Consider the following 12,977-nt stretch of genomic DNA (forward strand, 5'->3'; position numbering starts at 1 on the left):
GGGATATCTCACGAGCTAATCTCAACGCAATCCGAGGAAGATCGACTTGCCCAATGGCACGCCGTTGTGGCGCAGGATGTCGTAGGCGGTGGTCAGGTGGAAGTAGAAATTGGGCATGGCGGCATGCAGCAGATACTGCATTCCCGGCATCGAAACCTCGCGCCCGGCAAGCCGCAGTTCGACCATCCTGTCATCTGAACCATCGAATTCGGCCGCCGAAAATGTCGCGAGATAGTCGAGCGTCTTGGTAAGGCGGGCCTGCAGATCAACGAAGCTCGTCTCATTATCCTCGTATTTTGGCACCTCACGCCCGGCAAGCCGCGACGGCGCGCCCTTGGCGTGATCGGTGGCAATCTGTACCTGCCTGGTCAGCGCAAACATGTCCGGCGCCAGCCTCGCCGTCAGATACACCTGCGGATCAATCTTGCGATCAGCCGCATTTTGCTCGGCAATGTTCAGCACATTGGCTAGTGACTTCAGCCTCGCCGAAAATACCGGCACGGATGCTTCATACATTGATATGGTCACAAGAAATCTCCACGCGGCCCTACTGCCTATGGCGAGAGGTAGCGCTTTCGCAGGCGATTGTTCAAGCGCCACCACGTCGCCGCGATCGATATGATAGATTTTTTATCGAGTGGAGGTTCCCGATGAGACGCGCCCTTTTTGCAGCGACCGCCTTTATCTCTCTTGCCGTTGCCGGCCAATCGGCGCTCGCCGCAGACGCGCCTTATATCGACGACAGGTCGAATGCCGAGGCGGTGATCCGGTCGCTTTATAGTGCCATCAGCCGGCACGAATTCGCGCGCGCCTGGGACTATTTCGGCGACACCAAGCCGGCCAAGGATTTCAATTCCTTCGTCAAAGGCTATGACGGCACGGACACGGTCGAAGTGAAAACCGGTGGCGTATCCGAAGACGGGGCTGCCGGCAGCATCTACTACAGCGTTCCGGTCGCCATCCGGGCGACGGCCAAGGACGGCAGCGAGAATGTCTTTGCCGGCTGCTATACGCTGCGCCAGATCAACGCCTCGATCCAGGAACCGCCATTTCGCTCGATCTTCATCGACAAGGGTGCGCTGAAACCCTCAAAGGCCGATTTCGAGGATGCCGTGCCGGCAAGCTGCGGCGAAGGACCGCCGCCGCCGAAGAAGGACGCAGCGCTTGAGCAGGCCAACAAGGCGTTTGCCGCGACTTATGGCGACCAGTGCGACAAGGATCTTTTGGCGCAGAAGCCGGACATTTTCTCGATCCACTACAAGGACAAGGATGCGGCTGCCAGCGATCCCGAAAGCGAAACGCGGCTTTTCCATTTCGCCTGCTCGGCCGCGGCCTACAACGAAAACTCGATCTATTACATGAGCGACGACGTGCTTGGCGTAAGACAATTGCAGTTCGCCGAACCTGAAATGGACATCCGCTACGAGAACAATGACAGCGACGGCAAATTGCTGGGCATGACCATAGTTGGCTTCCAGACCTCCGGCTGGGCAACCAATTCCGATTACGACGAAGAGACCAAGACGATCACCACCTTCAACAAATGGCGTGGCATCGGCGATGCCTCTTCGTCGGGGACCTATCTGTTTCGCAACGGCGATTTTTCCCTGGTCCAGTACGACGTCGACGCGTCTTATGACGGCGAGGAAAATCCGCAGACGGTCGTCGACTACAATACCGCGCCTTAAGGGGCCTTCGACAACATCCAGTTGAGCGTGCCGCGCCAGTCGGTCATGCGGATGGGCGTGCCGTGCGTGCCGGTCTCGAAGCGGACGAAGCGCGTGGGATAGCTCTTCGATTTGGCCAGGATGGAGCGGAAGAAGGCTTCCTGTTTCTCGATTGGAAACACCGGGTCCTTGCTGCCTTGGCCGAAGAAGACCGGCACACGACGCTTGAAGGCGGGGCTTGAGAAGAAACTCTCGTCCCATAGCGAGCCGAGCAGCAGCAGCCCGTCGATGCGCCGGCCGGTATCATTGCGGGCGGCCAGCTTCCAGCATAATGAGCCGCCCATCGAGCCGCAGGCGACGAAGATTTTTGCGCTCGGCGATTGTTCGGCATAGTGGTCGATCAGCGCGGCGATCTGGGCGGCACCTGTGTCGCCGAAATCGGAAAAGTCCGGCGATAGATAGAGACCGCCGTTGCCCGCCATCAGGTTCTTGATGCGATTGAAATTACCGCCGAAGGTAAAGTCGTCGGTGCCCTGCTTACGGCTGCCGCCCTGCCCGTGCAGATAAAGCACGATGATGCTGGCGCCCCCGGTCTTGCCGACGGCAATGTGGCGGACATCGCCGGCGTCGGTCTTCAGCAAGAGATCCTGCTGCACCTTGCGCACGCCGGTTTCGGTGTATTGCGCGTGCACACGACGCTCAGGCACTTCGTCACGAGCGTTGATGTCGCGCAGCTCACGATAATCGACCACCGTATAGGCGCCGTTGCTCTCGGACGAGAGTGTGACCGGATAGGCGAACAGATCGTCCTTGAAGGGTTTGAGTTCGAGAGCGTTGGCGTAGGCGACACAAAAGAGCTGCAAAAGAATCGCCATCGGCAGGGCCGGGAGGCCAGAGGGGGGCAAGCGGAACCGGAAGCAGGAACGAAAGGCCATCCCTCAGCCATGCGTTTTTCGGCTTCGGTTTGTCAATCCTGCAGCACGCCGCCGGCGCCTTCCAGCGCCTCGCGCGTGTCGACATCGATCGCTGCCCCTTCGCCGATCTCGACATCGATGACGTCGAGCCCTTCGGCCTCGACCAGATGGCGGGCGCCGGTATCGCCTTGGAGGTGAGCGATCGCGGCAAACAGCGAACGCGGCAGCAGCACCGGATTGCCGCGCCGCCCAGCGTGCGAGGCCCGCACCACCGATCGGCCTTCGGACCTGCGGAACGCCTCGATCAGCCTGTCGAGGTCGGCCGAGGCGACGCCGGGCATATCGCCGAGGACAATCATGGCGCCGGCGGCGTCGCCGGAAATCTTGGCGATGCCGGCCTTTAGCGACGAAGACAGACCCTCGGCGAAATCCGGATTGTCGGCGAAGGTCACATCGAGGCCAGACAGTGCACTGCGCACGCGCTCGCTCTGGTGGCCGGTGACGACGATGGTGGCCGCGGCTTTCGAACCGACTGCGCGTTCGGCGGTGCGGCGGACCAGAGGCTTGCCATCGAACAGTGCCAAGAGCTTGTTCGGCCCGCCCATGCGGCTGGAGCGGCCGGCGGCCAGAAGCACGATCTCGACCTTTGGTTCGGCTTTGGCCGGCAACGGCTCGCGCGGTTGCGGCCGCGTCGGAATTTCCATCAACAGCCCGCCGACACCCATGCCGGCAATATCCCTGGCGGTCACGTCGAGACCGGCGATCAGCCGGTCGAGCACCCAGTCGAAGCCGTTCTCCTTGGGACTGCGGGCGCAGCCCGGCGCACCGATGATGCGCTTGCCGCCGAGTGTGCCGAGCACCAGCAGATTGCCGGGATCGACCGGCATACCGGCGCGGATGACAGTGCCGCCGGCCCTTTCGATCGCAGCAGGAACGACGTCGCCGAAATCGGCCATCGCCGAAGCGCCGAAGATCACCACCATATCGTTGTCGCGGATCAGCGAGGCCGCAGCCTCGGCGAGGGGGATAATTTCATGCGGCGTTCGACGCTCCGCCGTCAGCCTGCCGCCCGAACGCGCCAGGCGTGCTTCGGTGACGCGCAGCGTCTTGTCGAGCACGCTGGGTTTGATGCCGGGCAGCACCGTCTGGATGACGCCGACGCGCACCGGCTGATAGGCGTTGACCGCAAAGATCTCGCCGCCCGCGCAGATCCTTGCCACCGCATCGACCAAAGCGGAGGCGACCGCAAACGGAATGATCTTCACCGTTGCTACCATCTGACCTTTTTCGACCGGCGCATGCTGCGCGAGCGTGGCGATGGTGATCGTCGGATCGACGGCGTTGATGGCGTCGATCATCGCCGCGTCGACGGTGAACATGCCGGCAGCCTGCGCGTGGAGGTTGACCCTACCTGTCGCGGCAGGCTTCGCCTCGATGTTGCGATGGATCATACATGCGGCGATCTTTTCAGCGGCGACGTCCTCGCTGAGATCATCGGGCGCCAACACCGCCGCGACGACCTCGGAAATGCCAGCGGCCTTCAACAGGGACACATCCCCGGCGCTTAACCGGTGCGCCTTGCGGTAGCGGCGCTCTCCGGCTGTAGTGGCGTGCGCAAGCACTGCCCCTTCGGCCGCATCGATCGCAACGGGACCAAATTTCACGCGACCGCGCCTTTGGATTCGAGGCCGCGGGAGCGAAAGGCATGGATCGCTTGCGCCAACACCGCGACGGCAATCTCGGCCGGGCTGGCAGCTCCAATGTCGAGGCCGATCGGGGCATGAATGCGGGCGATCTGGTCGGCTGTCGCCCCCGAAGCCAGCAGGCGTTCCACACGTTTGGCGTGGGTCTTGCGGCTGCCGAGCGCGCCGACATAAAAGCAGCCGGCGTCGAGCGCCGCCTTCAACGCGAAATCGTCGATCTTCGGATCGTGGGTGAGAGCAGCCAGCGCCGTATAGTTATCGAGCGGCTGACGCGTCAGCACATCCTGTGGCCATTCGGCATGCAGCGCGATATCGGGAAAACGATCGGGCGTGGCAAAGGCCGTGCGCGGATCGATGATCTCGACAGGATAGCCGGCGATCCTGGCCATCGGTGCCAGCGCCTGGCTGATGTGGACGGCGCCGATCACCACCAGGCGCGGCTGCGGCAGATGTGCGTTGAGGAAGAACGTGCGCCCCTCAGCTTCGACCGAACCGGAATTGCCCGTGCGAAATGCCTTGGCGACGGCCGCCCCGAGTTCACCGGCTACCCGGTCTCCCTCGCGCACGACACGGTCGCGGCCGTCGCCGAGATCGGTGACCAGGATTGCCGCGCGGCGGGCGCGGCGTTCGGCGTTGAGTGTCTTCAGCGCATAGGGATCCATTCGAGATCAACCCAATCTTTCTACATAGACCTTGATGCGGCCGCCACATGACAGGCCGACTTGCCAGGCGGTCTCGTCTGCGACGCCGAATTCGAGCATTTTGGCCTTGCCGCTATCGATAACCTCGAGCGCCTCGGTGACTACGGCGCCTTCGACGCAGCCGCCCGAGACGGAGCCGTGGAAATTGCCTTCGGCGTCGATGACCAGGTGGCTGCCGACCGGCCGCGGCGCCGAGCCCCAGGTCTCGACCACGGTGGCAATGGCGACATCCTTGCCGTCCTTCATCCAGCCCTCCGCGATGATCAGCGGGTCGCGAGCCTCATCGAGATAGATACTGCGTTCCATGATTTCTCCCTGAGAGACATGTGGTTATGCGACGCGCTTCACGCCAGCCTCGATCCACCCGCGCGGGTCGACCGAACCCATAAACAGCACGGTTGCCAGCGACCGGTTCCGCCACATAATCCGCACGGGGCAACAGATCGAGCGTCTCGTCGATCATCCGCGGCGCCGGACGCGGTTTTCCACTCGGTCATTCTGTCTCCGCGGGCGCAGCCATCTGAAAGCCTCTACAGAGCGTGGTAGCCGCGGTTGTGATAGATCAGCGGCCGCAAGTTATCGCCGATGCGCAAACCTGTAACCTTGCCAAAAAGCACACGGTGCGTGGCCAGATCCTTGGAGTCGATCAGTTCGCAGTCGAAGACGGCGAGCGCGCCCTTCAGCGTCGGCGCACCAGTCGAGATCACGTCCCATTCGGCCAACGCGAAACGCTCCTCGACCGGCAGGCCGGTCATGCCGGAAAAGCCGATCGACAGCGGCTCCTGATCCGAAGCCAGCGTGTTCAGGGTAAATTTGCCGTTTTCCACGAACGGCTCATTCTTGGGATTTTCGCGATTGAGGCAGACCAGGATGGTTGGCGGCGTGTCCGACACCGAGCAGGCCGCGATCACCGTCGCGCCGCGCCTGCCGGCGGGGCCATCGGTGGTGACTACATGCACATGACCGGCAAAATGGGCCATCGCGTCGCGGTAGGCCTGCGGCCCGATGTCATTCTTCTTCAGCACCGATGATTTTCCACTAGTCAGAACCAACCGTTATATATGGGGGGATATTGCAGCCCACAAGCGAAGTGCTTGACGTATATCCTGGATTCCCGTGTTGCGCCAAAGCTGGCCAGCCTTTAGGTCTTGACGGCATTGGCGCCGACAGAACACGCGATCGGCGCGGAGGAATTCTTCGCTCGCATGCGACCTTGGACAACCACAATAGCGGTGCTGGCCTGGCTCTCGGTCGCCGGTGGTGCGAGCGCCGAGAGGCTGCGGGTCGGCGTCGCGGCACCGCTGTCGGGGCCGTCGGCGATCCTCGGCAAACAGATCGAGGCTGGCGCGACAACGGCGGCTGAAGCGAACGACGCCGAAATCACGACGATCGATGACGCCTGCACGGCCGATGGTGGCGCCGCCGCCGCGCGGGAGTTAACCGCGGCCAAGGTCAACGTCGTCATCGGGTTTTTGTGCACCGACGCAATCGAGGCGGCTCTGCCGATCCTCAAGGATGCCGGCATACCGGTGATCACAGTCGGCGTTCGCACGGAAAGCCTGACCGACCGGCGCGCCAAGACGGGATGGCCGATCTATCGTCTCGGGCCGCGCGGCGACGACGAGCGCAATGCCGTCGCTGCCATCCTCACCCGCCTATGGCAGGCCGAGCTGTTCGCCATCGTCGACGACGGCACGATCTATGGCCGCGAAATGGCCGAGACGTTTCGGGCAGCCGCCGAGCAAGCGGCTCTGAAGCCGGTGTTCGTCGACACGTTCCGGCCGCAGCTCGACAACCAGATCGGCCTGATCGGCCGACTTAAGAAAGCCGGCGCAACGCATGTCTTTGCCGGCGGCGACGGCGATGATGTCGCCATTATGGGCCGGGATGCTGGCCAGCTAAATACCGGCATGGTGTTTGCCGGCGGCGAAGCGTTGCGCGCGCCGCTCGGCGATGTGCCTTATGCCATCGGCACGCTGATGATCGCGCCGCCCGAATGGGCCGATGTCGCCGACCCCAAGGTGCTGCAGAGCTTTGCCGGGCAAAACATCGTGCCGGAAGGTTACACCCTGCCCGCCTATGCCGCGGTCGAGATCGCCAAGTCGGCTTCGGCAATGACGCAAAGCTCAGGCGAGAGACTGGCCGACGTGCTGACCGCGCATGACTTCACCACGGCGATCGGACCGATCCGCTTTGACGAAAAAGGTGACCTGACGCAAAATCCTTATCGAGCCTACCGTTTCGACGGCGGCCGTTTCGTGCCGGCGGAGAGCCAATGATGTCCAGCACGGGGATGTTCCGTACGGGTCCGCGCAATCTCATCACCGACGTCGCCGGCCTGCGTGTCGGCAATGCGGCGAATGCGAAGCTGAAATCCGGCGTGACCACCGTCATCTGCGACGAACCGGCCGTGGCCGGCGTGCAAATCCTGGGCGGTGCGCCAGGTACCCGCGAAACCGACCTGCTCGAGCCGCACAATTCGATCCACGCCATCCATGCCGTGGTGCTTTCGGGCGGCTCGGCTTTTGGCCTCGACGCCGCGTCAGGGGTGCAGGCGGCCTTGCGCGAAAGAGGCATCGGCGTCGAGGTCGGCGGCTTTCGGGTGCCGATCGTGCCGGCGGCGATCCTGTTCGACCTGCGCAATGGCGGCGACAAGGATTGGGGCCGGTATCCGCCTTACCGCGACCTTGGCTACGAAGCCGCGCAAGCCGCCGCGATCGACTTTGCGCTCGGCACTGCCGGCGCAGGTAGCGGGGCTTTGAGCTCCGGCTTGAAGGGCGGGCTCGGCTCGGCCTCGACAGTGCTGGACAGCGGCGTCACCATCGGCGCGCTCGCTGCCGTCAACCCGACGGGCTCGGTGACTGTCGCCGGGACCCGGAATTTCTGGGCGGCGCCGTTCGAGATCGGCGACGAGTTCGGCGGCTTAGGCTTTCCCCACCCGATGCCTGACGATGCCAGAAAGATCCTGCTGAAGTTCCGTGACAAGCATGCCGCAGAGCAGGCGGAAACCGGCGCCAACACGACCATCGCCGTGATCGCCACCGACGCGGTACTCACGAAGGCCGCCGCCAAACGCCTGGCGATATCAGCGCATGACGGCTTTGTCCGTGCCATTTGGCCGACGCACACGCCCGCAGACGGCGATCTGGTCTTCGCGCTGGCAACGGGCAAGAGCGGCATCGAGCTCAGGCCCAACGATGCAATCGATCTCTACGCCGCGGCCGGCGCCACGATGGCGCGCGCCATCAGCCGCGGCGTCTTTGCCGCGACACCGGCCGAGGGCGATCTGTTCCCGGTCTGGTCGTCGCGCTGACCGCGCCGCTTATTCGGATTTGCCGTAACCGGACTGGACTTATGATCAAGTGGGGTCGGATTTTTCTTCCTCGAACGTGACCGCAACGTCGGAGTTTGCCGACAGCCGCACCTTTTGGCCCTCGACCTCGGCGACAAGGCTGAGAGGAATGAAGTGGTGATGACCCCTGTGAGCGCCCTCACCGCTGTCGCGCTTGGTCAGCTTGATGCGATCTCCGTCAACCTTGTCGACAGTACCGACATGGACCCCGTCGGCGCCGATCACTTCCATACGTTCGCGAATCTTGGCTGCATCTGTCATGGGGGTCTCCCTTATAGCGCCGCGCACCCTTTTGAACGCGCAAAGGACGCTCTAAACATTTTGACTCAATGTGCCGTGCCTTCCGAAATCGATCCTGATTTTCGGAAGGCACGATGCGGTGAAGCTGGAGACAATAACAAACGACAGCCGGATTGGATGCATCGACTTTGTGTTTCAGTCAGCACGATCTTTTGACGGCATCGTGATAGGAATTTAACGGCGTCGACCGCCTGAATGGAATTCCCCATGCGAAATCTTGCTCTGTTTGCCGTCTGCCTGCTTGCCCAGCTTGCAACTTTGGCCGCCGCCCACGCAGGCGATGTCGCCGAGCTTGAGATCCTCGGCTTCAGCCGCGATGGCGGGGTCTTTGCCTTCGAGGAATACGGCGTCCAGGACGGATCGGGATTTCCCTATGCAAACCGCTATTATATCGACACGGCCGACGACAGTTTCCTGAAGGGCTCGCCGATCCGTGTCCGGCTCGACGACGAGAATGCCGCGGTGGACGCGGCGCGGCTGCAGGCCCGGCAAAAGGGCGAAGCGATCGTCAGTCAGGCGGAACTGAAGGCAAATCGCGGCATCACCGCCGGCTTCAACCCGGTGACCGAGCTTTCTGCCGATCCCTTCCGCATGGTGGTCAATCCGCGCCCGATCTTTTCGCCGGTCGACGAGCCGCTCGAGTTCCGGCTCGACCAGATCGGCATGAATGACACCGAGCGCTGCCAGAGCCAGGGCGAGATCAATGGCTTTCGCCTGCTGCGCATCGAGGCGAAGGACGGCGGTCAGACGAGCATTATTCACGAGGACAAATCGATCCCGCAAAGCAGAGGCTGTCCGAATGGCTACCAGATCGGCGCGGTTCAGACATTTTCACTGAATAGCCTCAGCGCCTATGCCGTGCTGATCGCAGTGCGCCAATACGGCTTCGAAGGGCCGGACTATCGCTGGATCGCGGTAACCGGTCGCCTGTGACGTTCCCCGCCATGCGCTATCGCGCCCTGCATCGTCTCCGCCGCGCTCTGCCGTCGCTGCGCACGGCATTGCCGGTGCCTTGCTGTGGGCCATGGCGATGGGCGCCAGCGCGCTGCTCAATCTGCTGCAGTACAATTGGGAGACCCCGGCAAAGATCCGCTTCGTCTCGCTGCTTTATGCAGCCGGCGGTGCGCTCGCTTTCCCGATTGGGCTGTTCCTGGCGCGGCTCGTCTCGCTCGGACGCCACTGGGAGATCGCCCTCGCCGCCGCCTTCGTCTGCCTTCTCGCAGCGACGATTGTCTTCACCGGCGGCCTCTTTGGGCTGCAATACCGCTCCTACTATGTCCAATGGCATGCGCCCGCGTTCACCATCACCTGGGTTTTCCAGTTCGTGTTCACGATGTTGACGGCACTCTACCAGTTCGTCGTCCTTGGCATCCGGCTGTATTTTCCGCTCGGTTTCATTGCGCTCGCTGTCGCCAGCGTCTGGTTTGCGCGCCAGCAACGTTGAGCATTTTGCCTGCCTCTGTTAGGACGCGGGCAAATGCTCTCGCAAGTCAGGACCGACTGATGATCCCTCGCTACTCCCGGCCGGAAATGGTGGCCATCTGGTCGCCCGAAACCCGGTTCCGCATCTGGTTCGAGATCGAGGCCTACGCCTGCGACGCATTGGCCGAGCTCGGCGTTATCCCGAAGGAGGCCGCCAAGACCATCTGGGAGAAAGGCGGGGCGGCGAAATTCGATGTCGAAGCCATCGACGAGATCGAGCGCGTCACCAAGCATGACGTCATCGCCTTTCTCACCCATCTTGCCGAATTCGTCGGGCCGGATGCCCGCTTCATCCACCAGGGCATGACATCCTCCGACGTTCTCGACACCTGTTTTGCCGTGCAGCTCACCCGCGCCAGCGACATCCTGCTGGCCGACATTGACGGGCTGCTTGCGGCGCTCAAGCGCCGCGCCTTCGAGCACAAGGACACCATCACCATCGGCCGCAGCCACGGCATCCATGCTGAGCCGACCACCTTCGGCGTCAAGCTGGCGCAGGCCTATGCCGAATTCTCGCGTTGCCGCGAGAGGCTGGTGCACGCACGCGAGGACATCGCCACCTGCGCCATCTCGGGCGCGGTCGGCACCTTCGCCAATATCGATCCATATGTCGAAGAATACGTGGCCAAGAAACTGGGACTGAAGCCGGAGCCGGTGTCGACGCAGGTGATCCCGCGCGACCGCCACGCGATGTTCTTCGCCACGCTCGGCGTGATCGCCTCGTCGATCGAGCGGCTGGCGATCGAGGTGCGCCATCTGCAGCGCACGGAGGTACTCGAAGCAGAAGAGTACTTTTCACCCGGCCAGAAGGGTTCGTCGGCGATGCCGCACAAGCGCAACCCGGTGCTGACCGAGAATCTAACCGGCCTTGCCCGCATGGTGCGCTCGTTCGCATTGCCGGCAATGGAGAATGTGGCGCTGTGGCACGAGCGCGACATCTCGCATTCCTCGGTCGAGCGCATGATCGGGCCCGACGCGACGGTGACGCTCGATTTCGCGCTCTCACGGCTGACCAGCGTTGTCGACAAACTGCTCGTCTACCCCGACAACATGCTGAAGAACATGAACAAATTCCGTGGCCTTGTGCATTCGCAGCGCGTGCTGCTGGCGCTGACGCAAGCTGGCGTTTCGCGCGAGGACGCCTACCGGCTGGTGCAGCGCAACGCGATGAAGGTGTGGGGGCAAGGCGCTGATTTTCTTGAGGAACTTTTGGCCGACAAGGACGTTGTCGCTGCCCTGCCCGAGGCCGAGATCCGCGAAAAATTCGACTTGGGCTATCATACCAAGCACGTCGATACGATCTTTAGCCGAGTGTTTGGAGAGGCCTGATGATTTCGTCGGCCGGAGATTTCGATTTCCTTGCCCTGCCCGGGCGCGGCAACTCCGGGCCGGATCATTGGATGTCGCATTGGTGCCGGGTGTTCCCCAATTCGAGCCGCGTGCTGCAGGCCGAGTGGGACCGGCCTAAGCCTGGGGACTGGATCGGCCAGGTGGATGCCGCGGTGGCCGCCGCACCGCGCCGCGTCGTGCTACTTGCGCATTCGCTGGCGGTGGCGACGGCGGTGAAGTGGGCTGCCGGCGCCAGTCAAAGCCAACTCGACAAGGTCGCGGCGGCATTCCTGGTTGCCGCGACCAATGTCGAGGATACCGATCCCTCATTCGACGCGGTGCGCCCGTTCGCGCCGATGCCGCTGAAGCGCCTGCCCTTCCCGGCATTGGTGGTGGCGAGCCGCAGCGACCCGCGCGTCACTTTCGACAAGGCGACCGCTTTTGCCGCAGCCTGGGGCGCGGATATCGCCGATGCCGGCGATCTCGGCCATATGGGAAACGAGGCCGGCCTCGGCCTGTGGCCGGCGGGCCTGCTGATGCTTGGCCGCTTGCTTGAAAAGGCGAAGCTCTAACCGAACTACGCCTTGCCGGGAACGGTCCTGATCACCGTGCTCCACGGATCCTCGCGGGTCGTTGCATCAGCCACATTGTCCGAACGCATCTCGACCCAGGCCAAGCCGGAGCGGGCGGGATCGCGGCGGCCGGCACCCGCGCTCTGCCACGCATTTGCGCCAATGTGGTGATGGTAGCCGCCGGACGACAAGAATACCGCCGCGCCACCGTATTTTGCCACGGTGTCGAAACCGAACTCCTGATGCCACCATGCTTCGGCTTCTTCCGGCCGGCCGACCCGCAGATGGACGTGGCCGATAATGCTGTTTTCCGGCGCGCCCTGCCAGCCGACGTCACCGGCCGGCACTTCGGCAATGACCGACGGAATGTTCAGCCGCTCCGTCGCCATCGCGATCTTGTCGCCATTCCATTTCCAATCCTGGGGGCGGCGGTCGGCATAGATCTCGATGCCGTTGCCTTCCGGGTCGGTAAGATAAAGCGCCTCGCTGACCAGATGATCGGACGCGCCCTCGATGCCAATCTTGCCGGCGATGGCGTGGTTGATCCAGCGGCCGAGATCGACCCGGCTAGGGAGCAGGAAGGCGGTGTGGAAAAGACCGGCGCTGCGCGGGTCATCGGGTTTCGCAGCCGGATCCGCTTCGATGTCGAGCAAAGGGCGATTGACTGCGCCGAGCGTAATCGTGCCGCCGGCGCGGCTCAGTTCCTGCAAACCGACGACTTTGCGATAGTAGGCAGCGAGATTTTCTGCATCGCGCGCCCGCAAGCCGACGCGGGCAACGCTGACCGGGGTCGTTGCGGCAAAAGGCAGTTCGCTCATCAAAGTGCTCCGTTCCGCCGGCGCTCGACAAGCTTCCAACGGAGGAACCCGGCGCCATCAATCATTCTACGCCGTGTCCGTGCCAAAATCTCGGAACAGCCATTCTTTCCTGGCGACAGATCGTCGATCGCTATCGTTC

Annotated in this window: 14 protein-coding genes and 1 pseudogene; 7 read left to right on the forward strand and 8 right to left on the reverse strand. The window is 62.9% G+C overall.

Annotated elements, in window-relative coordinates; translation table 11 throughout:
* Window positions 1–21 precede the first annotated feature (21 nt).
* Window positions 22–528 (reverse strand): DUF1993 domain-containing protein, encoded by a 507-nt coding sequence (locus NKJ12_RS12895; RefSeq protein WP_254817666.1) that lies wholly within the window; start codon window positions 526–528, stop codon window positions 22–24.
* 122 nt (window positions 529–650) lie between these two features.
* Here NKJ12_RS12895 and NKJ12_RS12900 point away from each other — a divergent pair, with 122 nt between their 5' ends.
* Entirely contained in the window at window positions 651–1,688 is a 1,038-nt protein-coding gene (locus tag NKJ12_RS12900; RefSeq protein WP_352506410.1) for a DUF1176 domain-containing protein, read from the forward strand.
* Here NKJ12_RS12900 and NKJ12_RS12905 read toward each other — a convergent pair.
* From NKJ12_RS12905 to NKJ12_RS12925, 5 genes are all read right to left on the reverse strand, one after another.
* On the reverse strand, window positions 1,685–2,542 hold the full coding sequence (locus tag NKJ12_RS12905; protein ID WP_352506411.1) for an alpha/beta hydrolase family protein: 858 nt from the start codon (window positions 2,540–2,542) through the stop codon (window positions 1,685–1,687). The two genes, NKJ12_RS12900 and NKJ12_RS12905, sit on opposite strands and share 4 nt — an antisense overlap.
* Window positions 2,543–2,634: 92 nt before the next feature.
* Entirely contained in the window at window positions 2,635–4,245 is a 1,611-nt protein-coding gene (locus NKJ12_RS12910; RefSeq protein ID WP_352702997.1) for an NTP transferase domain-containing protein, read from the reverse strand.
* Window positions 4,242–4,946: an XdhC family protein gene (locus NKJ12_RS12915; RefSeq protein ID WP_352506413.1), complete on the reverse strand. Its 705-nt coding sequence runs from the start codon at window positions 4,944–4,946 to the stop codon at window positions 4,242–4,244. Before NKJ12_RS12915 ends, NKJ12_RS12910 begins: the two co-directional genes overlap by 4 nt.
* A gap of 6 nt (window positions 4,947–4,952) precedes the next feature.
* Window positions 4,953–5,291, reverse strand: coding sequence for an XdhC family protein (locus tag NKJ12_RS12920; protein ID WP_352506414.1), 339 nt, complete (start codon window positions 5,289–5,291; stop codon window positions 4,953–4,955).
* Window positions 5,292–5,515: 224 nt separating this feature from the next.
* Window positions 5,516–6,010 (reverse strand): flavin reductase, encoded by a 495-nt coding sequence (locus NKJ12_RS12925; protein WP_352702999.1) that lies wholly within the window; start codon window positions 6,008–6,010, stop codon window positions 5,516–5,518.
* A 180-nt stretch (window positions 6,011–6,190) separates the two neighbouring features.
* Here NKJ12_RS12925 and NKJ12_RS12930 point away from each other — a divergent pair, with 180 nt between their 5' ends.
* Together NKJ12_RS12930 and NKJ12_RS12935 are read left to right on the forward strand one after the other, a co-directional pair.
* Window positions 6,191–7,264 (forward strand): branched-chain amino acid ABC transporter substrate-binding protein, encoded by a 1,074-nt coding sequence (locus NKJ12_RS12930; RefSeq protein ID WP_352703001.1) that lies wholly within the window; start codon window positions 6,191–6,193, stop codon window positions 7,262–7,264.
* 14 nt (window positions 7,265–7,278) lie between these two features.
* Window positions 7,279–8,298, forward strand: a complete 1,020-nt coding sequence (locus NKJ12_RS12935) for a P1 family peptidase (protein WP_352703377.1) — start codon at window positions 7,279–7,281, stop codon at window positions 8,296–8,298.
* A gap of 45 nt (window positions 8,299–8,343) precedes the next feature.
* Here NKJ12_RS12935 and NKJ12_RS12940 read toward each other — a convergent pair whose 3' ends face one another.
* Entirely contained in the window at window positions 8,344–8,598 is a 255-nt protein-coding gene (locus tag NKJ12_RS12940) for a DUF2171 domain-containing protein (RefSeq protein ID WP_254817658.1), read from the reverse strand.
* 246 nt (window positions 8,599–8,844) lie between these two features.
* Here NKJ12_RS12940 and NKJ12_RS12945 point away from each other — a divergent pair, with 246 nt between their 5' ends.
* The 4 genes and pseudogenes from NKJ12_RS12945 (at window position 8,845) to NKJ12_RS12960 (ending at window position 12,020) form a co-directional block, all read left to right on the forward strand.
* Entirely contained in the window at window positions 8,845–9,570 is a 726-nt protein-coding gene (locus NKJ12_RS12945) for a DUF2259 domain-containing protein (RefSeq protein ID WP_352703003.1), read from the forward strand.
* Between the two features lie 11 nt (window positions 9,571–9,581).
* Window positions 9,582–10,081: pseudogene (locus NKJ12_RS12950) on the forward strand (hypothetical protein).
* Window positions 10,082–10,140: 59 nt separating this feature from the next.
* On the forward strand, window positions 10,141–11,448 hold the full coding sequence (gene purB / locus NKJ12_RS12955) for an adenylosuccinate lyase (protein WP_352703008.1): 1,308 nt from the start codon (window positions 10,141–10,143) through the stop codon (window positions 11,446–11,448).
* Window positions 11,448–12,020, forward strand: a complete 573-nt coding sequence (locus NKJ12_RS12960) for an RBBP9/YdeN family alpha/beta hydrolase (RefSeq protein ID WP_352506420.1) — start codon at window positions 11,448–11,450, stop codon at window positions 12,018–12,020. Before purB ends, NKJ12_RS12960 begins: the two co-directional genes overlap by 1 nt.
* A gap of 5 nt (window positions 12,021–12,025) precedes the next feature.
* On the opposite strand, the gene NKJ12_RS12965 is transcribed toward NKJ12_RS12960, so the two are convergent.
* A complete protein-coding gene (locus NKJ12_RS12965; protein ID WP_352703010.1) occupies window positions 12,026–12,838 on the reverse strand; it encodes a VOC family protein in 813 nt (270 codons plus the stop codon).
* Between the last annotated feature and the right edge of the window lie 139 nt (window positions 12,839–12,977).

It is taken from the genome of Mesorhizobium sp. M0195 (assembly GCF_040322115.1).
Lineage (GTDB): Bacteria > Pseudomonadota > Alphaproteobacteria > Rhizobiales > Rhizobiaceae > Mesorhizobium.